General features: G+C 72.1%; 20 protein-coding genes, 2 pseudogenes and 1 riboswitch. Of the genes and pseudogenes, 19 read left to right on the top strand and 3 right to left on the bottom strand.

Annotated features, from left to right (window positions below; genetic code table 11):
* The first annotated feature begins 69 nt into the window (after window positions 1-69).
* The 18 genes and pseudogenes from mihF to ACZZ98_RS18640 all read left to right on the top strand — a co-directional run bounded on the left by mihF (window position 70) and on the right by ACZZ98_RS18640 (window position 16,041).
* Window positions 70-387 (top strand): integration host factor, actinobacterial type, encoded by a 318-nt coding sequence (gene mihF, locus ACZZ98_RS18725; protein WP_463517643.1) that lies wholly within the window; start codon window positions 70-72, stop codon window positions 385-387.
* Window positions 384-962 carry a guanylate kinase gene (gene gmk / locus ACZZ98_RS18720; RefSeq protein WP_380089699.1) on the top strand — a complete coding sequence of 193 codons (579 nt, stop codon included), beginning with the start codon at window positions 384-386 and terminating at the stop codon, window positions 960-962. Before mihF ends, gmk begins: the two co-directional genes overlap by 4 nt.
* A 4-nt stretch (window positions 963-966) precedes the next feature.
* Window positions 967-1,224: pseudogene (rpoZ, locus tag ACZZ98_RS18715) on the top strand (DNA-directed RNA polymerase subunit omega); the annotation flags it as partial.
* A 14-nt stretch (window positions 1,225-1,238) separates the two neighbouring features.
* Complete coding sequence (locus ACZZ98_RS18710; RefSeq protein WP_463517642.1) at window positions 1,239-2,549, top strand: bifunctional phosphopantothenoylcysteine decarboxylase/phosphopantothenate synthase; 1,311 nt, start codon at window positions 1,239-1,241, stop codon at window positions 2,547-2,549.
* A gap of 231 nt (window positions 2,550-2,780) precedes the next feature.
* On the top strand, window positions 2,781-4,001 hold the full coding sequence (metK, locus tag ACZZ98_RS18705) for a methionine adenosyltransferase (RefSeq protein ID WP_463517641.1): 1,221 nt from the start codon (window positions 2,781-2,783) through the stop codon (window positions 3,999-4,001).
* Between the two features lie 135 nt (window positions 4,002-4,136).
* Window positions 4,137-6,188 (top strand): primosomal protein N' family DNA-binding protein, encoded by a 2,052-nt coding sequence (locus ACZZ98_RS18700; protein ID WP_463517640.1) that lies wholly within the window; start codon window positions 4,137-4,139, stop codon window positions 6,186-6,188.
* Between the two features lie 163 nt (window positions 6,189-6,351).
* Window positions 6,352-7,320 (top strand): methionyl-tRNA formyltransferase, encoded by a 969-nt coding sequence (fmt, locus tag ACZZ98_RS18695; protein ID WP_463517639.1) that lies wholly within the window; start codon window positions 6,352-6,354, stop codon window positions 7,318-7,320.
* Window positions 7,320-8,822: an RsmB/NOP family class I SAM-dependent RNA methyltransferase gene (locus ACZZ98_RS18690; RefSeq protein WP_463517638.1), complete on the top strand. Its 1,503-nt coding sequence runs from the start codon at window positions 7,320-7,322 to the stop codon at window positions 8,820-8,822. Before fmt ends, ACZZ98_RS18690 begins: the two co-directional genes overlap by 1 nt.
* A 35-nt stretch (window positions 8,823-8,857) precedes the next feature.
* Window positions 8,858-9,514 carry a ribulose-phosphate 3-epimerase gene (rpe, locus tag ACZZ98_RS18685; protein ID WP_463517637.1) on the top strand — a complete coding sequence of 219 codons (657 nt, stop codon included), beginning with the start codon at window positions 8,858-8,860 and terminating at the stop codon, window positions 9,512-9,514.
* 1 nt (window position 9,515) lies between these two features.
* Window positions 9,516-10,157, top strand: a complete 642-nt coding sequence (locus ACZZ98_RS18680; protein ID WP_463517636.1) for a pentapeptide repeat-containing protein — start codon at window positions 9,516-9,518, stop codon at window positions 10,155-10,157.
* A riboswitch (FMN riboswitch) is annotated at window positions 10,155-10,285 on the top strand. Its footprint overlaps the gene before it by 3 nt.
* Before the next feature lie 106 nt (window positions 10,286-10,391).
* Window positions 10,392-11,417 (top strand): bifunctional diaminohydroxyphosphoribosylaminopyrimidine deaminase/5-amino-6-(5-phosphoribosylamino)uracil reductase RibD, encoded by a 1,026-nt coding sequence (gene ribD, locus ACZZ98_RS18675; RefSeq protein WP_463517635.1) that lies wholly within the window; start codon window positions 10,392-10,394, stop codon window positions 11,415-11,417.
* Window positions 11,417-12,070, top strand: coding sequence for a riboflavin synthase (locus ACZZ98_RS18670; RefSeq protein WP_463517634.1), 654 nt, complete (start codon window positions 11,417-11,419; stop codon window positions 12,068-12,070). The genes ribD and ACZZ98_RS18670 overlap by 1 nt, the downstream gene beginning before the upstream one ends.
* Window positions 12,067-12,768, top strand: coding sequence for a nicotinamide riboside transporter PnuC (gene pnuC, locus ACZZ98_RS18665; protein WP_463517633.1), 702 nt, complete (start codon window positions 12,067-12,069; stop codon window positions 12,766-12,768). The genes ACZZ98_RS18670 and pnuC overlap by 4 nt, the downstream gene beginning before the upstream one ends.
* Complete coding sequence (ribB, locus tag ACZZ98_RS18660; RefSeq protein WP_463517632.1) at window positions 12,765-13,994, top strand: 3,4-dihydroxy-2-butanone-4-phosphate synthase; 1,230 nt, start codon at window positions 12,765-12,767, stop codon at window positions 13,992-13,994. The genes pnuC and ribB overlap by 4 nt, the downstream gene beginning before the upstream one ends.
* Entirely contained in the window at window positions 13,991-14,473 is a 483-nt protein-coding gene (gene ribH / locus ACZZ98_RS18655) for a 6,7-dimethyl-8-ribityllumazine synthase (RefSeq protein ID WP_463517631.1), read from the top strand. The genes ribB and ribH overlap by 4 nt, the downstream gene beginning before the upstream one ends.
* Window positions 14,470-14,733: a phosphoribosyl-ATP diphosphatase gene (locus ACZZ98_RS18650; protein ID WP_147065431.1), complete on the top strand. Its 264-nt coding sequence runs from the start codon at window positions 14,470-14,472 to the stop codon at window positions 14,731-14,733. Before ribH ends, ACZZ98_RS18650 begins: the two co-directional genes overlap by 4 nt.
* Before the next feature lie 12 nt (window positions 14,734-14,745).
* Window positions 14,746-15,592, top strand: a pseudogene (hisG, locus tag ACZZ98_RS18645) (ATP phosphoribosyltransferase).
* 53 nt (window positions 15,593-15,645) lie between these two features.
* Complete coding sequence (locus tag ACZZ98_RS18640) at window positions 15,646-16,041, top strand: PH domain-containing protein (RefSeq protein ID WP_463517630.1); 396 nt, start codon at window positions 15,646-15,648, stop codon at window positions 16,039-16,041.
* 128 nt (window positions 16,042-16,169) lie between these two features.
* Here the strand turns inward: ACZZ98_RS18640 and ACZZ98_RS18635 are convergent, their stop codons facing one another.
* A complete protein-coding gene (locus ACZZ98_RS18635) occupies window positions 16,170-17,939 on the bottom strand; it encodes an MFS transporter (protein ID WP_463517815.1) in 1,770 nt (589 codons plus the stop codon).
* A gap of 16 nt (window positions 17,940-17,955) precedes the next feature.
* On the bottom strand, window positions 17,956-19,101 hold the full coding sequence (locus ACZZ98_RS18630; RefSeq protein WP_463517629.1) for an FUSC family protein: 1,146 nt from the start codon (window positions 19,099-19,101) through the stop codon (window positions 17,956-17,958).
* Window positions 19,102-19,136: 35 nt separating this feature from the next.
* Between ACZZ98_RS18630 and hisF the strand changes: the two genes are divergently transcribed.
* Window positions 19,137-19,910: an imidazole glycerol phosphate synthase subunit HisF gene (gene hisF / locus ACZZ98_RS18625; RefSeq protein ID WP_463517628.1), complete on the top strand. Its 774-nt coding sequence runs from the start codon at window positions 19,137-19,139 to the stop codon at window positions 19,908-19,910.
* Here the strand turns inward: hisF and ACZZ98_RS18620 are convergent, their stop codons facing one another.
* Window positions 19,911-20,558 (bottom strand): TIGR03085 family metal-binding protein, encoded by a 648-nt coding sequence (locus tag ACZZ98_RS18620; protein ID WP_463517627.1) that lies wholly within the window; start codon window positions 20,556-20,558, stop codon window positions 19,911-19,913.
* Window positions 20,559-20,589: the final 31 nt, after the last annotated feature.

Here is a 20,589-nt window from a genome sequence, read left to right as displayed (position 1 = left end):
GACCGTGATTAAATCGTTGGCAGGCGTTGAGAAGCAGCGCCGTCGAGATTCAAACGGAGGACTTCCGCCATGGCACTCCCGCCGCTGACCCCTGAACAACGCGCTGCGGCGCTGGAGAAGGCGGCGAAGGCCCGACGCGAGCGGGCAGCCGTCAAGAACCGCCTCAAGTACGCGCAGGGTGACCTCCGCGAGGTCATCAGTGAAGGGAAGTCGAACGACGTGATCGGCAAGATGCGGGTGACCGCGCTGCTCGAGTCGATGCCCGGCGTCGGTCGGGTCAAGGCCAAGGCCCTCATGGAGGACATCGGCATCAGCGGGAGCCGTCGCGTCAGGGGACTGGGCCAGAACCAGATCTCCGCTCTGCTCGTGCGCTTCGACAAGGCGTGACAGGAACCTCCCGGCTCACCGTGCTCGCCGGCCCGACAGCCGTCGGCAAGGGCACCGTCGCGGCATACGTGCGTGAGCACCACCCCGACGTGTGGCTCTCCGTCTCCGCGACGACCCGTAGGCCCCGCCCCACCGAGGTCGACGGGAGGCACTACCACTTCGTGTCCAACGAGCAGTTCGGCCGCATGGTCGACCAGGGCGAGTTCCTCGAGTGGGCGACCGTCCATGGACGGGCGCAGTACGGCACGCCGCGCGGTCCCGTCGAGGCCGCGTTGGTGCAGGGCCGGCCGGCGCTGCTCGAGATCGACCTGCAGGGTGCGCGGCAGGTGCGCGAGACGATGCCGGACGCGCTCTTCGTCTTCCTGGCCCCCCCGAGCTGGGACGAGCTGGTGCGCAGGCTGGTCGGGCGCGGCACCGAGTCGCCGGAGGAGCGCGAGGTGCGCCTGACGACGGCCAGGGCCGAGCTGGCGGCCGCCGAGGAGTTCGACGTGACCCTCGTCAACGACGACGTTCGGCGGGTGGCCGACGAACTCGTATCATTGATGCGCACCCCCCACCAGACGAAACGAGACTGATTCCGTGTCAGGCACCAAGGCCAACCCCATCGGCATCACCAACCCGCCGATCGACGAGCTCCTCACGCACGCCGACTCCAAGTACTCCCTGGTCCTCTACTCGGCCAAGCGCGCGCGCCAGATCAACGCCTACTACGCGCAGCTCCAGGACGGCCTGCTCGAGTACGTCGGCCCGCTCGTCGACTCCGAGGTGCACGAGAAGCCTCTCTCCATCGCCCTGCGCGAGATCAACGGCAGTCTGCTGACCTCAGAGAAGATCGAGGACTGCAGCTCCCCGTGCGCGTCGTCCTCGGTGTGGCGGGCGGCATCGCGGCATACAAGGCCTGTTCGCTCCTGCGCCTCCTCGTCGAGGCGGGGCACGACGTCACCGTCGTGCCGACGGCGGCCGCGCTGAAGTTCGTCGGCGCCCCCACGTGGGCGGCGCTCTCCGGCAAGCCCGTGAGCACCGACGTGTGGACCGGCGTCCATGACGTGCCACACGTGCGGCTCGGCCAGGAGGCAGACCTCGTCATGGTCGCGCCGGCCACCGCCGACCTCCTCGCGAAGGCGGCGACAGGCCAGGCCGACGACCTCCTCACCAACGTCCTGCTGACGGCTCGCTGCCCGGTCGTCATGGCCCCGGCCATGCACACGGAGATGTGGGACCACCCCGCGACCCAGGCCAACGTGTCGACACTCACCGAGCGCGGCGTGCACATCGTCCCGCCGGCCAGTGGTCGCCTCACCGGCAAGGACACCGGGCCCGGCCGCCTTCCGGAGCCCGAGGACCTGTATGCCGTGTGCGAGCGTGAGCTCGCCCGCGCGGCTGCCGCTGCCGGCTCAGCAGCGTCTGCGCACGGGGCAGCTGGAACGACGGCCTCCGCAAATGGTGCGGGTGCGGTGACCCCGGAACGGCGCGGTGACCTCACCGGTCGACGCGTCGTCGTGAGCGCCGGAGGCACCCGCGAGCCTCTGGACCCGGTGCGCTACCTCGGCAACCGGAGCTCCGGCAAGCAGGGCCACGCGCTGGCCGTCGCCGCCGCCGAGCGAGGCGCCCGCGTGACCCTCGTGACGTCCGCGGCAGCCGACCTGCCCGGCATCGAGGTCGTCCCGGTCGAGACTGCGCTGCAGATGCGTGAGGCGGTCCTGGCCGCGGCCGTGGAGAGCGACGTCGTCGTCATGGCCGCCGCCGTCGCCGACTTCCGACCCGCGTCCTATGCGCCCGCCAAGATCAAGAAGACCCACGCGACCCTCGTCGACGGCACCGGAGACGACTCCGCGCCGACGATCACCCTCGTGCGCAACCCCGACATCCTCGCCGAGCTCGTCCAGACCCGGGGCGGCTCCGACAGCCCGGTCATCGTGGGCTTCGCCGCCGAGACCGGTGACGACGACGGCTCGGTGCTCGATCACGCGCGGGCCAAGCTCGTGCGCAAGGGCTGCGACGTCCTCGTGGTCAACGAGGTGGGCCAGGACAAGACCTTCGGCGCCGACGACAACACCGTCACGATCCTGCGCCGCAGCGGTGGGGAGTCGGTCGAGGTCGGCCCGGCCACCAAAGCGGTGGTCTCCGACGCCGTCTGGGACGTCGTCGCCACCCTCCTCTGAGCCGAGAACTCGACCGCGCAAGGTCGAGGTGGCACGACCCGCCGCGGGCGCGCACTGGCCACGGCGTGTCGCGCTACCTCGAGTGGTTCGGCGCCGCGGCGGCGCCTGCGTTCGCGGCGCGTGCCTCGCCAGCTGATGGGCCGCTTTCCCATGAACCGGCGCAACCGGCTAGATTTGGCCGTCGCGCCGCGCAGGCGCGACGAACCGTTCCCGCATGAAGGAGTATCCCGGGTGGCTGCACGCCTGTTCACGTCCGAGTCCGTCACCGAGGGTCACCCCGACAAGATCTGTGACCAGATCTCCGACTCCATCCTCGACGCCATGATCGAGCAGGACCCCCGGGCGCGGGTCGCCGTCGAGACGATGGTGACGACAGGGCTCGTCCACGTCGCAGGCGAGGTGACGACCGAGGCCTACGTCGAGATCCCCAAGATCGTGCGCGACACGGTTCTCGGCATCGGCTACGACTCCTCGACCAAGGGATTCGACGGCGCCTCGTGCGGCGTCGAGGTCTCCATCGGGCAGCAGAGTCCCGACATCGCGCAGGGCGTCGACACGGCATACGAGAGCCGCACCGGCGCCGTCGACCCGCTCGACAAGCAGGGTGCCGGCGACCAGGGCCTCATGTTCGGCTACGCCTGCGACGACACCGCCGAGCTCATGCCGCTCCCCATCTATCTCGCCCACCGCCTGGCCGAGCGACTCACCGCGGTGCGCAAGAGCGATGAGCTCGCCTACCTCCGACCCGACGGCAAGACGCAGGTGACGATCAGCTACGAGGGCGACAAGGCGGTCAAGCTCGACACCGTCGTCCTGTCGACCCAGCACGCCGACGGCATCTCGCTCGACGGCCTGCTCAGCCCCGACATCGAGAAGCACGTCATCTCGCCGGTGCTGGCCGAGCTCGCCGAGTCCGGCACGGACCTCGACACCTCCGACTACCGCTCGCTCATCAACCCGACCGGGACGTTCGTCATCGGTGGGCCGATGGGCGACGCCGGCCTCACCGGCCGCAAGATCATCGTCGACACCTATGGCGGCATGGCTCGCCACGGCGGCGGCGCCTTCTCGGGCAAGGACCCGTCCAAGGTCGACCGGTCGGCTGCCTACGCCACGCGCTGGGTCGCCAAGAACGTCGTGGCCGCGGGCCTCGCCCGTCGCTGCGAGGTCCAGGTCGCCTACGCCATCGGCAAGGCGCAGCCGGTCGGCATCTATGTCGAGACGTTCGGCACCGAGACGGCACCGGCCGACAAGATCCAGGACGCGATCCTCTCCGTCTTCGACCTGCGCCCCGCCGCGATCCTTGACGCGCTCGACCTCCTCCGCCCGATCTACAAGACCACGGCGGCCTACGGCCACTTCGGTCGCACGTCGGCCGAGGGTGTCCACAACCCGTTCACCTGGGAGCGCACCGACCGTGTCGAGCAGCTCCAGCGCGCGGTCAAGGGCTGACGAACCCGAGACGACCCAGCCGGGCCCGCCGCTCCTCGTTCACGACGAGAGCGGCGGGCCCGCTGGTGTCTGCGTGGCGCCGGGAGAACGCGGGCCGTGCCCGGCGGTGTCCGGCGCGTCGTCTAGTTTCGGGGCATGACCGAGCGGGATGAGGGGACGCAGCTGGAGCTCATCCAGCCCACTGCCCGCACCCGGCCGAGGCCCATGAGCGGCGGCGAACCCGTCGCCGAGGTCGACCCGGTCGCCTCCGTCCTCGTCGACACCGGACTGGCCCACCTCGACCGCCCGTTCGAGTACCTCGTGCCTGAGGCGATGGCTGCCGACGTCGTGCCCGGCGCCCGGGTGAAGGTGCGCTTCGCCGGGCAGGACCTCGACGGGTTCGTCGTCTCGCGGGCGGCAGCCGCCGAGCACGAGGGGAGGCTGGCGACGATCCGGCGGGTCGTCTCTCCCGAAGCCGTGCTCACGCCGGCAGTGCTCGCTGCCGCTCGAGAGGTGGCCCGGCGCTACGGCGGTGTCGTCGGCGACGTGCTGCGCCTCGCCGTGCCGCCCCGGCACGCGGCGGCGGAGAAGGCGCTCGCGCTCGCCGCACCCGACGTCGACGCCGTGCCGGCCCTCGAGTCGGTCGCTTGGAGCCGGTATGGCGGCGGGCCCGCCTTCCTGTCCCGGCTCACCGCTGGCGGAGCGCCCGCGACGTCGCTGCTCACCGCGCCGACCACCGACCCGGCGCAGGACTGGCCGCGGCTGCTCGCGGACGCGGCAGCGGCGGCGCTGGAGGGGAGCCGGGGCAGCATCATCGTCGTCCCCGACGCCCGCGACGTCGCACGCGTCGAGTCCGCGCTCACCGAGCGACTCGGCAAGGGCCACCACGTCCGCCTCACCGCCGACCAAGGGCCGCAGGCCCGCTACACGGCATACGTCAAGGTTCTGAGGGGCCACGTCCGGGTGGTCGTGGGCACCCGGGCAGCCGTGTTCGCCCCGGTGCGCGACCTCGGTCTCGTCGCCTGGTGGGACGACGGCGACGACCTCCACGACGAGCAGCGCGCGCCCTACCCGCAGGTCCGTGAGGTGGCCCGCATCCGTGCCGGGATCGAGGGCGCCGCGCTGCTGAGTGCCGGCTTCGTGCGGACGGCTGCCCTTGCCCGGTGGTGTGCCGACGGAGTGTTCGTGCCCCTGGAGGCCGACCGAGCCGTGGTGCGGCGGGCGGTCTCGCGGGTGCGGGTCGCCGGCGAAGGGGCAGACCTCGCCCGCGACCCCGCAGCCGCGCGTGCCCACCTGCCCTCGGCCGCGTGGCAGGTGGCCAAGGAGGGCCTCGCCCGCGGACCGGTGCTCGTCCAGGTGCCGCGTCGTGGCTACCTCCCCTCACTCTCGTGCCAGGACTGCCGCCGCCCGGCGCGGTGCGGCGTCTGCGCCGGCCCCCTTGGGCTGCGCGGCCCGGGCCAGCCCCCGACCTGCCGCTGGTGCGGGGCCGTCGAGACCCGGTTCGAGTGCTCGAACTGCGGCTCGCCGCGCCTTCGCTCGTCGGTGGTGGGAGCCCGGCGCACGGCAGAGGAGCTGGGGCGCGCGTTCCCTGGCGTGCCGGTGACGACCTCGGGCGCCGGAGCCGTCGTCGACCACGTGGACTCCCGGCCGCGTCTCGTCATCTCGACGCCGGGGGCCGAGCCGGTGGCCGAGGACGGGTATGCCGCGAGCCTGCTCCTCGACGCCTGGGCGCTGCTCGACCGCCCGTCCCTCGACGCGGCCGAGGAGTCGCTCCGACGATGGGCCAATGCCCTCGCCCTGACGCGTGGCGCGGCCGCCGGAGGAGTGGCGGTGCTGGCCGGGGTGCCGACCCACACCACGGTGCCCGCGATCGAGGCGCTGGTGCGCTGGGACCCGGCATGGTTCGCCGACCGTGAGCTGGGCGAGCGCACTGAGCTCTCGCTGCCGCCGACGGCTCGCGTGGCCACGCTGACCGGGGCCCGGTCGGCGCTCCAGGCAGCCGTGGCCGAGATGCGGCTGGGGGAGTCGGTGCGCGTCCTCGGCCCGCTGCCGGTCGATGCCGACACCGAGCGCCTCGTGCTCAGCGCCCCGCTGTCCGACGGCCCTGCGCTCGCGGCCGAGGTCGCCGCCATGCGGGCGCGCCGATCCGCGCGCAAGGACTCGGCGCCCCTGACGGCGCGGTTGGACCCGCGCGATCCCGCGAGCTGACGCGTCGGCGGGCCGCTCGACCCGACTTCGTGCCGCTCCACCCGAGCTGCCAACCCGTGTCCAGTGGCCCTTTATCGGGTGACCCGATACTGCGGCCGCGGGTGGTGGGGGTGGAACGGGTTCGTAGACTGCCCCGCGTGACGAGCGACGTGTGGTGCATCCGATGAGGCTGGTCTTCGCCGGCACACCCGAGACCTCCCTGCCCTCCCTCGAGGCGCTGCTCGCCTCCGAGCACGAGGTCGTGGCCGTCCTCACCCGACCGGATGCCCGTGCCGGGCGCGGCCGCACCCTGCACCCGTCTCCGGTCAAGGCGCTGGCGCTTGAACGGGGCGTCGAGGTCCTCACCCCGGCAAGTCCTCGCAAGCCCGACTTCCAGGCCCGGTTGCGCGAGATCGCGCCCGACGCGTGCCCGGTCGTCGCCTACGGAGCCCTGCTGCCACGCGACGTCCTCGATATCCCCACCCACGGCTGGGTCAACCTGCACTTCTCGGTCCTGCCGGCCTGGCGAGGAGCGGCTCCGGTGCAGCGCGCCATCATGGCCGGCGACGAGGCCACGGGCGCCACGACGTTCGTCATCGAGGAGGGCCTCGACACCGGCCCGGTGCTCGGCCTCATGACCGAGACGATCCGCCCCGACGACACGTCGGGCACCCTCCTCGAGCGGCTCGCCAGGGCCGGTGCAGGTCTGCTCGTCGCGACGATGGACGGACTCGAGACCGGCGACCTCCACCCCGTGCCGCAACCCGCCGAGGGTGTCTCGCACGCCGCGAAGCTCACGACCGCCGACGCCGAGATCTCCTGGAACACACCGGCGTATGCCGTGGGCCGCCACGTCCGTGGGTGCACTCCGGCTCCCGGTGCCTGGACGACCTTCCGGGGCGAGCGCCTGGGAGTCGGCCCGGTGGTCCCTGCACCCGAGGATGCGCTCGCCACCCGGCAGACCTCGGTGCCCTTGACGCCGGGGGAGATCCACGCGACGAAGAACGCCGTCCACGTGGGCGCGGCGAACGGCGCCGTGACCCTCGGTGAGGTGCGCCCGCCTGGCAAGAAGCCCATGGCGGCAGCCGACTGGGCTCGAGGCGTGCGCATCGACGCGGGTGAGGCCCTCGGCCGCACCACTACGCTGACCTGATGCCCGCCCCCGACTCCTCCCAGCCCCGACGCCCGCAGGGCCGCTCGGGCCCCCGCGGCAGCCAGCGGTCCCTGCAGAAGCCGAGCGAGCGGGCCAAGCACGCCGAACCGGCACGCCTCGCGGCATACACGCTGCTCCGGGCCGTCGACGAGGGTGCCTACGCGAACCTCGAGTTCCCGGCGATCATCCGGCGCCACCGACTGGACTCGCGCGACGCCGCGTTCGCGACCGAGCTCGCCTTCGGGACGCTGCGGATGCAGGGCTTCTACGACGCCGTCATCGAGCGCGCGGCCAGCCGGCCGACCGCCAAGATCGACAGCGGGGTGCTCGACGTCCTGCGGCTGGGCGCCCACCAGCTGCTCGGCATGCGAGTGCCGTCGCACGCCGCCGCCGACCAGACCGTCGGTCTTGCGCGCACCGTGAGCGGCGCGGGTGCCAGTGGCTTCGTCAACGCCGTCATGCGCCGGGTCAGTGAGCGCACCCGCGAGCAGTGGCTGACCGAGGTCGTCCCCGAGGGTGGCTCGTCGGCGGCCCTCGCGGTGGAATACTCCCACCCCGAGTGGGTCGTGACTGCCATGCGCGGTGCCCTCCTCGCCGGAGGGCGCGCCAACCCCGAGACCGTCGACGGCGAGCTGCGCGAGCTGCTCGACAGCGACAACACCCCGGCCAAGGTCAGCCTCGTGGCGCGCCCCGGCCTCGCGACCGTCGAGGAGCTCGTCGACGCCGGCGCCACGGCGAGCACGACGTCACCGTTCGGTGCCGTCCTCGAGCACGGGGAGCCCGGCGCCATCGCCGCGATCCGTGACCGGCGGGCCGCGGTGCAGGACGAGGGGTCCCAGCTGCTCGCGGCCGCCCTCGCCCTGGCACCGGTCGATGACGATGTCCCCAGTCGCTGGCTCGACCTCTGCGCCGGGCCCGGTGGCAAGAGCGGCGTCCTCGGCGCGCTCGCCGTCGAGGCTGGTGCCGACCTCGTCGCCGTCGAGATCAGCGACCACCGCGCCGACCTGGTCCGCAGCACCCTCGAACCCGTCATCGGCCTGGCCGACGCCGCCGGGCGACGCGTCGAGGTGCGCACCGCGGACGGCCGCGAGGTCGGGGAGGCCGAGCCGGCGGCATACGGCCGCGTTCTCGTCGATGCGCCGTGCACGGGACTCGGCGCGTTGCGTCGTCGGCCCGAGGCGCGATGGCGTCGCCAGCCGAGCGACCTCGTGCAGCTCGGGCCGCTGCAGCGCGACCTGCTGCGCAGCGCGCTCGACGCCGTCGCGCCGGGTGGCCTCGTCGGCTACGCCACGTGCAGCCCGCACCCGGCCGAGACGACGTTCGTCGTGCGCGACGTCCTCAAGAAGCGTGACGACATCGAGGTCGTCGACGCCCGCGAGCTCTTCCGCGACGCGTCGGGGGCCGTGCTGCACGACCTCGGCGACGGGCCCGAGGTGCAGCTGTGGCCACACGTCCACGGCACCGACGCCATGTTCTTCACCCTGCTGCGCAAGACGCGCTGACCCGGCGCGGAAGCCCTCACCCCTAGGCTGCTCGGGTGCAGATCTCACCGTCGATCCTCTCCGCCGACTTCGCCAACCTCCAGTCCGAGCTCGACGCGATCTCGAACGCCGACTGGGCGCACGTCGACGTGATGGACAACCACTTCGTCCCCAACCTCACTCTGGGGCTGCCGGTCGTCGAGTCGCTGCTCAAGGTGTCGCCGATCCCGATCGACTGCCACCTCATGATCGAGGACCCGGACCGTTGGGCTCCCGCCTACGCCGAGGCCGGCGCGCAGTCGGTGACCTTCCACGTCGAGGCCGCGCGGGACCCCAGGGCGTTGGCGCGCACGCTTCGCTCGGCCGGGGCGCGGGCCGGCCTGGCGATCAAGCCCGGGACGCCCTGGGCGCCCTACGCCGACCTGCTGCCCGACCTCGACATGGTGCTCGTCATGACCGTCGAGCCCGGGTTCGGTGGTCAGTCGTTCATGGCCGACCAGATGTCCAAGGTGGCCGAGGTCCGCGCGGCGGTCGCGCGCCATGGCGGCGAGGTCTGGGTCCAGGTCGACGGGGGAGTGTCGGCCACGACCATCGAGCAGTGCGCCGAGGCCGGTGCCGATGTGTTCGTCGCCGGCTCAGCGGTCTACGGCGCGGACTCGGCGGCCAGCGCCATCGACGAGCTCCGTGCCCTCGCCACGAAGCACGCCCACTGACGTGGCCGGCCAAGCGCTGGAGTCGCTCGCGGCCGGTGAGACGTTGCGCGGTCGCGAGGTTCTCGGCGAGGAGCTGAGCGGCCTCAGCTTTGAGAGCGCCGCGCTGGTGGCCTGCGTCTTCGAGGAGTGCACGTTCACGAGCTGCAACTTCTCGATGACGGCCCTGACCGACACCCGTTTCGTCGAGTGCACCTTCGTCGGGTGCAAGCTGCTGGCGGTCAACTGGACGGCCACGGGGGCGGGGTCGCTGCTCGCACAGCCCTTGAGGTTCGAGCGGTCCCGCTTGGACGGGACGACGTTCGCCGGTGTGGACCTCACCGGGTTCGTCTTCCGCGACTGCATCCTGCGGGACGTCGACTTCACCGAGGCGGACCTGCGACGGGTCGACCTCGGCGGCTCGGACCTCTCCGGGGCCAGGTTCGACGGCAGCGACCTGCGGGACGCCGACCTGCGTGGCACTCATGGCGTGGCGCTCGACCCCCGCGCGAACAAGCTTCTCCGGTGCCAGGCTCGACCTCGACGCCGCGCCGGGGCTGCTCGACGTCTTCGGCATCACCTTCGGCTGACGTGCGGCGCCGGGTGGGCGACCTCACCGTGGACAGAGGTTCGTTCCGGGCAGCGGCTACGGCATACTGACAGGTGACGTGCTCCGGGGTCGGTGCAATTCCGAACCGGCGGTGACAGTCCGCGACCCGACCGCAGCCAGCGGCCGGTTGACTGGGTGGAACTCCCAGACCGACGGTGAGAGTCCGGATGGTAGGCAGCACGCGACAGCGGGACCTTTCTTAGGTCGCGCCGTCCGGCGTCATGCGTCGACGGCACCCGCTGCACGTCCCCCGGAGCTCGACTTCACGGTCTCGAGCACGAGGGCAGGACGATGACGCGACACGGCAGGAGCGACGAGCAGTGGATGCTGCACGCCCTCGTCGTCGCCGCCAACGGGCCCGAAGCCGACGCCAACCCGCGTGTCGGCTGCGTCCTCGTCGACCCCGACGGGGTCCTCGTCGCAGAGGGTTGGCACGAGGGCGCCGGCACCCCGCACGCCGAAGCCGCCGCCCTCTCCACCGCAGGCGAACGCGCGGCAGGCTGCACGGCATACGTCACGCTCGAGCCCTGCAACCACACCGGGCGCACCGAACCGTGTTCCCGCGCCTTGGCCGCGGCGGGAGTCGCACGCGTCGTGTATGCCGTGAGCGACCCGAACGGTGCAGCCGCCGGTGGCGCTGCCCGCCTGGAAGAGCAGGGCGTCACGACCGAGGGTGGCGTCCTCGAGGCCGAGGCGGAGGCGCTCAACCGCAGCTGGCTGCACCTCATGCGCACCGGCCGTCCCTGGGTCACGTGGAAGGTCGCGACGACCCTCGACGGACGCAGCGCCGCAGCCGACGGCACGAGCCAGTGGATCACCGGCCCCGAGGCCCGAGCCGACGTGCACGAGCAGCGGGCTCGCAGCGGCGCGATCATCGTCGGCACCGGGACCGCCCTCACGGACGACCCGCAGCTCACCGCACGTCGCCCCGACGGCACGCTCCACGACCGCCAGCCCCTGCGCGTCGTCATGGGTCAGCGCGACCTGCCCGCCGACGCCCACCTGTTCGACGACGCCGCCGAGACCGTGCACCTGCGCACCCGCAGCCCCCGCGAGGTCCTCACCTTCCTCGCCGGGCGCGAGGTCCACCACGTCTGGCTCGAGGGCGGGCCGACCGTTGCCGCGGCGTTCATGGCCGACCACCTCGTCGACGAGATCGTCGCCTATGTCGCGCCCGTGCTGCTCGGCCGTGGCCGACCCTCGGTGAGCGACCTCGGCATCACGACCATGGCCGATGCCCTGCGCCTGGAACCCACCGACACCCGGATCGTCGGTCGCGACGTCCGGATCACCGCCCTCCTGGAGGAGTCCCGCTGATGTTCACCGGAATAGTCGAAGAGCTCGGTCGGGTCGAGGACCTTGCCCTCACCGAGTCCTCCGCCCGCCTCACGGTCCTGGGGCCGCTCGTCACGAGCGACGCCGTGCACGGTGCGTCGATCGCCGTCAACGGCGTCTGCCTCACCGTCGTCGAGCACGACGCCGAGGCCGGCTGGTTCACCGTCGACGTCATGGCAGAGACGCTGTCCCGCAGCGGTGTCGGTGCGCTGGTGCCCGGCGCACGCGTCAACCTCGAACGCCCCATGGCGCCCTCCAGCCGGTTCGGAGGGCACATCGTCCAGGGGCACGTCGACGGCACCGCCACCGTCGTGGAGCGCATGGCCGACGCCCACTGGGAGGTCGTCACGTTCACCCTCCCGGGCGACCTGGCGCGCTACGTCGTCGAGGAGGGGTCGATCACCGTGGACGGGGTCAGCCTCACCGTCTCCGCGCTCACCGACGACACCTTCAGCGTCTCGCTCATCCCCACCACCCTCGCCCTGACGACCCTCGGGCTGCGCGCCGTCGGCGACACCGTCAACCTCGAGGTGGACGTCCTCGCGAAGTATGTCGAGCGCCTCCTCACCATCCCGGGCGCCCATGACGCCACCCACCCCACCGCAAGCCCCAACACCACGGAGGTTCTCGCATGAACTGGCTCGAGCGGCTCTTCGAGGCCCAGCTGACGATCGGCAGTTCGCACATCCTGTGGCGCGAGATCGTCGGCAACGTCTTCGGGTTCGCCTCCGCGATCGGTGGCATGCGTCGCCGCGTGTGGGCCTGGCCGGCCGGCATCGTCGGCAACGCCCTGCTCTTCACCGTCTTCTTCGGTGTGGCCTTCGCCAACCCGCAGCACCAGACGCTCTACGGCCAGGCCGGACGCCAGGTCTTCTTCATCATCACGAGCATCTACGGCTGGTGGCTGTGGCAGCAGCACCGCAAGAGCCGCGGAGCCGACTCGCCCGCCATCACCCCACGCTGGGCGACGATGCGCGAGCGTGCGGGCTACCTCGGCGTGTGGGTCGGTGGGGTCCTCATCGGACAGTGGATCTTCGCGACGATCGGCGCCGAATGGCCCGCCCCCCGCTGGTACTTCTGGTGCGACGCGTGGATCTTCGTCGGCTCGATGCTCGCGACCTATGCGATGGCGCGCGGCTGGAACGACTTCTGGCTCATGTGGATCGCGGTCGACCTCGTCGGCGTGCCGCTCCTGTGGCACTCGAAGTTCTATCCGTCCGCGGTCCTGTATGCCGTCTACGGCGCCTTGGTGCTCTACGGCTTCACCGTGTGGCTCAAGGCCTCACGCGAGGAGAAGGATCCCGAGCGCGAGCTCGCCGAGGTGCACTCATGACCCGGCTCTCCACCGTCGAGGACGCCCTCGACGCGCTGCGGGCCGGTCGACCGGTGCTCGTCACCGACGACGAGGACCGCGAGAACGAGGGTGACGTCATCATGGCGGCGCAGACCGTCACCGACGAGTGGATGGCCTGGACCATCCGGCACTCGTCCGGCTACGTCTGCGCGCCCTTGACCGCCGAGGTCGCCGACCGCCTCGACCTGCCGCTCATGGTGAGGGACAACGCGGACCGGTTGCGGACGGCATACACGGTCACGGTCGACGCGGCGCAGGGCGTGACGACGGGCATCAGCGCGGCCGACCGTGCCCACACCGTGCGCCTGCTCGCCGACCCGTCGGCCACCGCCGGCGCGTTCACCAGGCCCGGTCACGTCGTGCCGCTGCGGGCGCGTGACGGAGGGGTGCTCGTCCGTCGGGGACACACCGAGGCCGCCGTGGACCTCTGCCGGCTCGCGGGCCTCGAGCCGGTCGGGGCCATCGCCGAGCTGACCCACGACGACGGCACGATGATGCGACTGCCCGCGGTCCTCGACCTCGGCGCCGAGCACGACCTGCCGGTCATCACGATCGAGCAGCTCGTCGAGCACCGCCAGCGCCATGACCGGGTCATGCGTCACGCGACGACGACGCTGCCCACACCGGACGGGCTCTTCATGGTGCACGCCTACCGCGACACCCTCACCGGCGACGAGCACCTCGCGCTCGTCAGCCCGCGCGGCCTCGGCGACGGTCCCGTGCTCACCCGGCTCCACAGCGAGTGCCTGACCGGCGACGTCTTCGGGTCGGCGCGGTGCGACTGCGGCCCGCAGCTGCGACGTGCCCAGGGCCGCGTCGCCCGCGAGGGTGGAGTCGTCGTCTACGTGCGCGGCCACGAGGGTCGCGGCGTCGGCCTTGCCGACAAGATCGCTGCGTATGCCGTGCAGGACAACGGTGCTGACACGGTCACCGCCCAGGTTGAGCTCGGTCTGCCCATCGACGCGCGCGACTACTCGCCGGGGACGGCGGTCCTGCACGACCTCGGTGTGACCGCCGTCCGGCTGCTCACCAACAACCCCGACAAGGTCGAGGCCGTGCGAGCGGCCGGCATCGACGTCACGATGGTCGAGCGGCTGCAGGTGGCCCCCGTCGCCACGAACGCGGGCTACCTGCGCACCAAGCGCGACCGGCTCGGACACGACCTCGTCCTCGACTCCCGCGATGCCTCGGAGGCCAGCGCATGAAGGCCGGAGCACCTGAGGTGCAGACCGACGGGACCGGCCTCCGTGTCGCGGTCGTCGCGGCCTCCTGGCACAAGGCCGTGATGGACGGACTCGTCGAGGGAGCCCTCGCGGCTCTCACCGCGGCTGGGCTGCCCGACGTCCGGGTCGTGCGAGTGCCCGGCACCGTCGAGCTCTCCGTGGCGTGCGCCCGGCTGGCGCCGACCCACGACGCCCTCGTCGCGCTGGGGGTCGTCATCCGGGGTGGGACACCGCACTTCGACTACGTCTGCAGCGGGGTCACCCATGGCCTCACCGACGTGAGCATCCGCACCGGCGTGCCGATCGGCTTCGGCGTCCTCACCTGCGACACCGCCGAGCAGGCCCTCGCGCGGGCCGGGTTGCCGGGGTCGAGCGAGGACAAGGGCGCGGAGGCTGCCCTGGCCGCCATCGCGACCGCCGTGACGTTGCGGGACCTCGCTCCTCGTACGATTGACGCGTGAAGACCTTCGACGCGCTGTTCGCCGAGCTCACCGACAAGGCCGCGACCCGTCCGGAGGGTTCGGGCACGGTCGCGCAGCTCGATGCCGGCGTGCATGCCATCGGCAAGAAGATCGTCGAGGAGGCCGCCGAGGTCTGGATGGCCGCCGAGCACGAGAGCGACGAGCGCGCGGCCGAGGAGATCTCCCAGCTGCTCTACCACCTGCAGGTCCTCATGGTCGCCAAGGGTCTGACCCTCGACGACGTCTACACCCACCTCTGAGACAGAGACCCCATGCTGCGCATTGCCGTCCCCAACAAGGGTTCCCTCGCCGAGCCCGCCGCCGAGATGCTGCGCGAGGCGGGCTACCGCACGCGCCGTGACTCCAAGGAGCTCGTCGTCAACGACGAGGCCAACGGTGTCGAGCTGTTCTACCTCCGTCCCCGTGACATCGCCGTCTATGTCGGCTCGGGCACCGTCGACTGTGGCATCACCGGCCGTGACCTGCTGCTCGACTCGGGCAGTGCGGCGACAGAGGCGATGGCGCTCGGCTTCGGGAAGCTCGACGTTCCGGTATGCCGGCCGGCCGGGAACCGTGTCGGCCGTCGCGGACATCGCGGGTCGCCGGGTGGCCACGAGCTACCAGGGTCTGGTCGAGAAGCACCTTGCCGAGCACGGCGTCCAGGCCGAGGTGGTGCGCCTCGACGGCGCCGTCGAGACGGCGATCACGCTCGGCGTGGCCGACGTCATCGCCGACGTCGTCGAGACCGGGGCGACGCTGCGCAGCCAGGGCCTCGAGGTCTTTGGTGACCCGATCCTGCGCAGCGAGGCCGTCCTCATCCGTCGGGACGGCAGCCACGAGGACTCGGGCATCGAGGTGCTCCGCCGCCGGATGCTCGGCGTGGTCACCGCGCGGCACTACGTCATGCTCGACTACGACGTCCCGGCGTCACTCGTCGACGAGGCGTGCGGCATCACGCCGGGCCTGGAGTCGCCCACCGTCTCCAGCCTGCAGAACCCGGACTGGAAGGCCGTGCGCGCCATGGTCCCGAGGTCGGTGACGAACCGGGTCATGGACGAGCTCTGGGAGCTGGGTGCGCGCGCCATCCTCGTCACCGACATCGCGGCGTGCCGCTTGTGACCGATCCGCGCTCCGTCCCGTCGCCGCCGTTCATCTCGCGGCGGGGACGGCGGATGGCGATCGTGATGGCCGTGCTCTCACTCGTCCTGTTCGTGGCGCTCGCCGTCCTCGTCGCCGGGGTGGACGAGGGTGGCTGGGTCGTCGCGGACCGCGTGATGATGGCCGTGATCGGCGTGTGCCTGGCGCTCGTCCTGTGGCGGTGGGCAGCGATCCGGGCCGTTCCTGACCCGGCGGGCGTCACCGTGCAGAACCTCCTCGGCCGGCGACACATCGCCTGGGACGAGATCGCCGACGTCACCTTCGACGAGGGCGACCCGTGGACGACGCTGCACCTGAAGGACACCGAGACCGTCGCGGTCATGGCGATCCAGCGCGCCGACGGGAAGTCGGCCCGCGCCGAGGCCCAACGCCTCGCCGACCTCGTCGCGCGCTCCCGCACCCGCCCCTGACGCGATCAAGACCAAGATCAAGATCAAGATCAAGATCAAGATCCATCGAGATCGGGTGACACGCAGGCGCTGCTGCGGTATCCCGGGCGCGTCACCCGATCTCGACTCACCATGTTGAGGCTCAGGGGTCAGTGGACGGGGGCGCGACTGGGTCTGAGGGTCAGGGTGGCGGCGAGCTGCACGAACATGAGCGCCGCCAGCACGAGCCAGATCGCGGAGTAGCCGCCAGTGAGGTCGCGCACCGCACCCATGGTCGTCGGGCCCATCGACGCCACGGTGTAGGAGACGAGGAAGGCCATCGCGGTGAAGCGGGCGGCGGCGGCCGGCGACACGGCATACCGGACGAGCAGGACGATGCCGATCGCGAAGGACGCTCCCTGCGCGGCGCCGAGCAACAGGGCCCACACCCACGGCGCTGCCTCGGGGGCGGCCCACACGCCAGCCTGACCGGCCAGCCCACACAGGCCGGCGCCGATGAGCGGGATCCGCCAGTCGCCCACGCGGTCGGTGATGGCCGGGCCGACGAGACCGGAGACGAGCTGGGCGCCGGTGAAGACCGACAGCAGCAGACCCGCGTGCTGGGCGTCCCAGCCGTGCCCGACATAGGTGGGGGAGAGCCATGCGAGCGTCGAGTAGAACTGCCAGGACTGGATCGCGAGGAATCCCGCGACGAGCCAGGCCGTCGTGCTGCGCCACGGCAGTCGGTGGGCGGCGTCCGCAGGATGCTGGTCGTGGTCGCCGCCACGGTGCACAGCGCGGTCGACCGGAATCCAGAACGCGAGACTGAGCAGCCCGACGAGACCCCAGAAGCCGAGCGCGAGGTCCCAGTCGTCCAGCCACCCCGCCAACGGGACCGAGACGGCGGCGGCCAGACCGGCGCCACCCATCATCGCGATCATCTGGACGCCGGTCGCCAGCCCGGCACGACCGGCAGGGAAGAAGTCCTTGACCAGGCCCGGCAGCAGCGTCCCGGCGAGCGCGATGCCGGCACCAGCACACAGGGTGCCGAGATAGAGCACGACGACCTCGTGCCCGAACCCGCGCACGAGGTTGCCGACGGCCACGGCGACCATGGCGAGCGAGATGCACCGGGCAACGCCGAGGCGCAGCCCCAGACGCGCCGCGGCGGGTGCGAGCAGTCCCATGCAGAGCACGGGAAGGGTGGTGAGCACCCCCAGCCACACCGAGCTCAGTCCGAGGTCCTCCCGGATCTGTGGGAGCAGGGGCGGCACCGACGTCATGAGCGTGCGCGTGCTGAGGGCGACCGCCACGACCCCGACGACGACCAGGGCCAGCGACGGACCTGCGGGAGGTTCGATCGGCGACGGCTCGACTCCCACGGCCCCCGTGTCGATGCGGAGGTCGGCGTCGTCGCGACCGGGCGAGCCGGCATACAGCTGGCGTTCCTGGTCGGCCCACTGGTCCCAGTGCGACGCGAACACCTCGCCGTCGCGGGCGATGGCCCGGTCGTGGCGCTGCTCCGTCGGAGCCTCGACCCACACGGTCGCCGATGCGTGGCCCTCGGCGATGGCGAACGCCCCCACACCTTCGAGGACGACGACCTCGGCGCGCGGGACTGCGCGATCGGCCTCGCGCACGTCCTCGTCCCAGTCCCAGGCGGGGTGGCTGGCAGGCTCGTCGCGCGCCCAGGCCCCCACGAGGGACGTGCGCGCGAGGTCCACCGTCGCGAGCAGCCCCGTCCACCCCTGGTGCATGTCGTCGACGTGGAGGACGAGCGCGTCGAGGTCGCGCCCGAGGTCGGTTGCGAGGGTCGTCTTGCCCGATCCGCTCGGTCCGTCGAGGGCCACGATCGTCACGGCACCACAGCGCGGGCCCCGCTCGGCGACAAGTCGCTGCACCTCGGTCGTGAGGTCGTCCACGTCGGTCACCGCATCCATCGCCACACCGGCAAGCCTAGGTCGGGGTCGACTCGTCCTCGTCGTCGCCTTCGGACAGTCGATCCGACACGGGCACGTCGCCGACGGCTTCGTCGGAGGGCACTCCGGTGAGGACGAGGAGGTCCACGACCATCGACCGGACCTGCGCACGGATGACCTCACCGGACAGCCCGGACGTCGGGTCGATGGCGGCGCTGCGCTCACCGAGCCGCCGCAGCCCGGCCCGCGCCGGGATCGGCTCGTGCCGCTCGTGGAGCTGGCGGGCGATGTCGTCGCACGAGCGGGCGAGGTCGTCGAGGAGGGCGACGTATGCCGGGGGCACGACTTCGTGACGCCGGGTGCCGACCGCTGCCCGACGGACGAGGACCCGCAGGTTGCGGATGCTGCGGTCCAGCGGTTCGAGGAGGTCCGAGATCGCCTGGGCGCCCGGGAGGTGGCGTCGGCGAAAAGGTGAGAGGCGCACGACGGCCACGCCCTCGGAGGCCAGGGACTGGAGCTCGTCGAGCATCGACTCGGACGCGCGCGCCCGCTCCAGCGTGCGCGCGGCCAGGGCCGTGTCACCGGTGCGGAGGACCCGCGCGGTCTCGGTGAGGATCGCCGAGATCTCCTCGACGACGCGGGCCGCCTGCTGGCGTGGCCGGTGCAGCCCTGTCGCGGGAGCGAGCGCGCTGATGACGAGGGCGACTCCTCCGCCGATGACGGCGTCGAGCCAGCGCGTGAACGCCTGGCCGGGCGCGGCCACGAGCGTCGTGATGATGGCGGCCTGCACGCCTGCCTGGATGGTGATGAGCAGGCCCGCGCCGAACAGCGACGCGATCGTCATCGCGAGCATGATGACCACGAGCAGCTGCAGGATCCCGCTGCCGAAGAGGTGGGCGAAGACGTCGCCGATGAGGACCCCGATCGCGACCCCGACCATGACCTCCACGGCCCTGCGGACCCGCTGCCCGTAGGAGAGCCCGAGCGAGATGATCGCCGTCACAGGAGCGAAGAACGGCAGGGGGTGGTCGAAGACGTCCTTGGCGAGCCACCACGCGAGAGCCGCCCCCATCCCGCACTGGAGGATGAAGACCAACCGGCCAGACAGGCGGTCCGTGCGCGTGCGCGCCTCGGTGCGCGAACGCGCGGCGACGCGGGCGGGCAGGTCGGAGGCGGACGGCATACCTCGCATCATCCCCTGCCGGATAACCTGCGCAGGTGAGCGTCGCGATCCGTGTCATCCCGTGCCTCGACGTCGACGCCGGTCGCGTCGTCAAGGGCGTGAACTTCGAGAACCTGCGCGACGCCGGCGACCCGGTGGAAGCTGCCCGGTCCTACGGCGAGCAGGGCGCCGACGAGCTGACCTTCCTCGACGTCACCGCGAGCAGCGGCGACCGGGCCACGACCTACGACGTCGTGCGGCGCACCGCCGAGCAGGTCTTCATCCCGCTGACCGTCGGCGGGGGAGTGCGCACCGTCGACGACGTCGACCGGCTGCTGCGCAGCGGCGCCGACAAGGTGGGCGTCAACACGGCTGCGATCGCCCGCCCCCAGCTCATCGCCGAGACGGCTGACCGCTTCGGCTCGCAGGTCCTCGTGCTCTCGGCCGACGTGCGGCGACGGCGCGCCGACGACGGTTCGGTCACCGACGACGTCGAGGTGACGACCCACGGCGGCCGTACCGGCACCGGGCTCGACGCCATCGAGTGGTGCGTCCGGGCGGCCGAGCTCGGCGCCGGCGAGATCCTGCTCAACTCCATGGACGCCGACGGGACCAAGGCCGGCTTCGACCTCGACCTCATCGCGCGCGTCCGTCGTGAGGTGAGCATCCCCGTCATCGCCAGCGGCGGCGCAGGAGCCCTCGAGCACTTCGCGCCGGCGGTCCGTGCCGGCGCCGACGCCGTCCTCGCCGCGAGCGTCTTCCACTTCGGCGACCTCACCATCGGTCAGGTCAAGGACGCCCTGCGCGCCGACGCCCACCCCGTGCGCTGATCAGAGCCCGAAGCTGGCCGTGTCGAACCGGGCGATGGCGGCCTCGTCGCCCGTCACCTCGATCTCCGCGGCCTGACGACGTCCGTATGCCGTGAGCAGGAGCTCCACGGGCGCCCCCGTGACGTGGACGGTCGTGTCTCCACCGCTCACCGTGAGCGCACCGCGGCCGGGCGCGTGGAGCTCGATGCCGTCCGGCGCCCTGCGGAAGAGGAGCCGGCCCATGCGTGAGAGCAGGGCCCAGGCCGCCGCCTCGAGGTGCGCCGTGGGCTGGCGGCGCGGGCCGGGGGAGCCGTCACCGCGCAGCACGTCCTCGTGGTGGACGACCATCTCGGCGAGGTTGACCGCGTTGTCGATGAGGGTGAGCCGGGTCGGGTGCCAGCTGGGCGGGCCGGAGCGCACGGCCTCGACGAGGTCGGGCCACGGCTGGGCCGCGACCCTGGCCTGCTCGCGCTCGGTGCGCTCCTTGAGGAAGGGCAGCCAGATCCCGGACGCGAGGTCGGGGCGGCCCTCTCGGATGACGAGGTGCGCCGCGAGGTCTCGCGTGGTCCACGGCATGCACAGCGTGGGGGCGTCCGGGCCGACGGACTCGAAGGTGTCGCAGAGGTCGAGACGCTCCCGGCGGGCGATGCTGGTCGAGGCTGTCGTCATGGACCCATCCTCGCGCCACCTGACCCGCGCG

The sequence above is a fragment of the Knoellia sp. AC549 genome (assembly GCF_979258975.1).
Note: the sequence above shows the minus strand (reverse complement) of the source record. Positions and strands in the feature narration are given on the sequence as shown.

Excerpts from the sequence above, each read along its gene's own strand:
- mihF (WP_463517643.1), top strand. The coding sequence starts at position 70 with ATGGCACTCCCGCCGCTGACCCCTGAACAACGCGCTGCGGCGCTGGAG.
- ACZZ98_RS18700 (WP_463517640.1), top strand. The coding sequence starts at position 4,137 with ATGACCGAGCGGGATGAGGGGACGCAGCTGGAGCTCATCCAGCCCACT.
- fmt (WP_463517639.1), top strand. The coding sequence starts at position 6,352 with ATGAGGCTGGTCTTCGCCGGCACACCCGAGACCTCCCTGCCCTCCCTC.
- ACZZ98_RS18690 (WP_463517638.1), top strand. The coding sequence starts at position 7,320 with ATGCCCGCCCCCGACTCCTCCCAGCCCCGACGCCCGCAGGGCCGCTCG.
- ribD (WP_463517635.1), top strand. The coding sequence starts at position 10,392 with ATGACGCGACACGGCAGGAGCGACGAGCAGTGGATGCTGCACGCCCTC.
- ACZZ98_RS18670 (WP_463517634.1), top strand. The coding sequence starts at position 11,417 with ATGTTCACCGGAATAGTCGAAGAGCTCGGTCGGGTCGAGGACCTTGCC.
- pnuC (WP_463517633.1), top strand. The coding sequence starts at position 12,067 with ATGAACTGGCTCGAGCGGCTCTTCGAGGCCCAGCTGACGATCGGCAGT.
- ribB (WP_463517632.1), top strand. The coding sequence starts at position 12,765 with ATGACCCGGCTCTCCACCGTCGAGGACGCCCTCGACGCGCTGCGGGCC.
- ribH (WP_463517631.1), top strand. The coding sequence starts at position 13,991 with ATGAAGGCCGGAGCACCTGAGGTGCAGACCGACGGGACCGGCCTCCGT.
- ACZZ98_RS18640 (WP_463517630.1), top strand. The coding sequence starts at position 15,646 with ATGGCGATCGTGATGGCCGTGCTCTCACTCGTCCTGTTCGTGGCGCTC.
- ACZZ98_RS18635 (WP_463517815.1), bottom strand. The coding sequence starts at position 17,939 with ATGGATGCGGTGACCGACGTGGACGACCTCACGACCGAGGTGCAGCGA.
- ACZZ98_RS18630 (WP_463517629.1), bottom strand. The coding sequence starts at position 19,101 with ATGCCGTCCGCCTCCGACCTGCCCGCCCGCGTCGCCGCGCGTTCGCGC.
- ACZZ98_RS18620 (WP_463517627.1), bottom strand. The coding sequence starts at position 20,558 with ATGACGACAGCCTCGACCAGCATCGCCCGCCGGGAGCGTCTCGACCTC.